This is a genomic window from Mesorhizobium sp. M7A.F.Ca.US.005.03.2.1, assembly GCF_003997795.1.
GTDB lineage: Bacteria > Pseudomonadota > Alphaproteobacteria > Rhizobiales > Rhizobiaceae > Mesorhizobium > Mesorhizobium ciceri.
In genome coordinates, this window is record NZ_RZRP01000938.1 from 1 (window position 1) to 2,274 (window position 2,274).

Consider the following 2,274-nt stretch of genomic DNA (forward strand, 5'->3'; position numbering starts at 1 on the left):
AGGTGGCGGAAGAGCCGCGCTCAGCTCGTTTCAGTTCGGCACGGTAAGCAAAGCCGCGGCGATCAGCCCGCCGCAGCCGGGAGTGCCGACCGAGTTGAAGAAAAGTGTCTGCACACATTGCGCTGTCGGCTGCACGGTCACGGCGGAAGTCCAGAACGGCGTGTGGACCGGACAGGAGCCATCGTGGGACAGCCCCATCAATCGAGGCTCGCATTGCGCCAAAGGCGCAAGCGTGCGCGAGCTGGTACATAGCGACCGCCGCCTGAAATACCCCGTGAGGCTTTCCGGCGGCAAGTGGGAGCGCATCTCCTGGGATGACGCCATCAATGGGATCGGCGACAAGCTTCTCGACATTCGTGAGAAGTCCGGACCGGAGTCGGCCTACTGGATGGGATCGGCGAAGTTCTCCAACGAGGGGACTTACCTCTTCCGCAAGCTTGCGGCCCTGTGGGGAACCAATAACCAGGACCACCAGGCGAGGATCTGCCATTCGACGACGGTTTCGGGCGTGGCCAATACCTGGGGCTACGGCGCGATGACCAATTCCTTCAACGACATCCGCAATTCCAAGACGCTCATAGTGCTGGGCGGGAACCCTGCCGAAGCACATCCAGTCGCCATGCAGCATCTGCTCGAAGGCAAGGAACTCAACAAGTCCAACTTCATCGTGATGGATCCGCGGTTCACCCGTACGGCCGCGCATGCCACCGAGTTTGCTCGCATTCGGTCTGGCACCGACATCGCGGTGCTGTGGGGCTTGCTCTGGCACATTTTCGAGAATGGTTGGGAGGACAAGGAATTCATAGCCCAGCGCGTTTACGGGATGGACGAAGTCCGCAAGGAGGTGGGGAAATATCCGCCCGACGAGGTCGAGCGCATCACTGGTGTGCCTGGCGAGCAGATGAAGCGCATCGCCGAGATGTTCGCCACGCAAAAGCCATCGACGATAATCTGGTGCATGGGGCAGACCCACCACACGACCGGAACAGCCAACGTGCGCGCCAGCTGCATCTTGTGCCTCGCCACGGGCAATGTTGGCAAGCCGGGCACCGGCGCCAACATCTTCCGTGGACATGACAACGTGCAGGGCGCGACCGACATTGGATTGGATGTGGTGACCCTGCCCTTTTACTATGGCCTGACGGAGGGCGCCTGGAAGCATTGGTCGCGAGTCTGGCAAATTCCATACGACGACCTTCTGCGCCGGTTCGACTCCAAGGAGGCGATGGAGACACCCGGCATCCCGCTGACCCGATGGTTCGATGGGGTCGTGCTCCCCAAGGAGGACATTCAGCAGCGTGACAGACTGCGGGCGATGTTCGTCCAGGGCCACGCCAGCAACAGCATCACACGCATACCGGAATCAATGAAGGGCCTGGCCGGCCTCGAACTGCTCGTCGTTGCCGATCCGCACCCGACGACCTGGGCATCGCTGGCAGTTCAGGCCGGGCGCAAGGAAAACGTCTATCTGCTGCCGGTCTGTACGCAATTCGAGACTTCCGGCTCGCGCGTCGCCTCCAACCGATCTCTGCAGTGGGGCGAGCAGATCGTCAAGCCAAGCTTCGAGCAGAAGGACGACTATCAGGTCATCTACCTGCTCGCGAAGAAGCTCGGCCTTGCCGACTGGATGTTCAAGAACATCGCGGTCGAGGGTGACCGGCCGCAACCGGAGGACGTACTGCGTGAGATGAACCGCGGAAGCTGGTCGACCGGCTACTGCGGTCAATCGCCGGAGCGCCTCAAGGCGCATATGAAAAACCAGCACAAGTTTGATCTTGTGACGCTACGCGCGCCGAAGGACGATCCGGAGGTCGGCGGCGACTATTACGGCCTGCCCTGGCCATGCTGGGGCAAGCCGGAAATACGCCATCCTGGCACGGCCAACCTTTACAGCACCGACCTGCATGTAATGGATGGCGGCAGTCCCTTCCGGGCCCGTTTCGGTGTGGAGCGTAACGGCGAGACGCTTCTTGCCGAAGGCTCCTACACGCAAGGCTCGGAACTGACCGACGGCTATCCGGAATTCACGATGGCGGTGCTGCAAAAGCTCGGCTGGGACAAGGACTTGAGTGCGGAGGAACTCAAAGTCATCCAGACGATCGGCGATGATATGGGTGACATCGGCAAGGTCTCGTGGTCGACCGACCTGTCGGGCGGCATCCAGCGCGTCGTGCTCAGCCACGGCTGTCACCCCTACGGAAACGGAAAGGCCAGGGCTGTCGCCTGGAACTTGCCCGACCCGGTGCCGATCCATCGTGAGCCGATCTATACCCC

Annotated in this window: 1 protein-coding gene; it reads left to right on the forward strand. The window is 61.4% G+C overall.

Going from position 1 to position 2,274, the window contains the following annotated elements:
* Nucleotides 1-2,274 (forward strand): molybdopterin-dependent oxidoreductase (locus EN991_RS32860; RefSeq protein ID WP_127370298.1); only part of this gene is annotated, 2,274 nt, incomplete at both ends.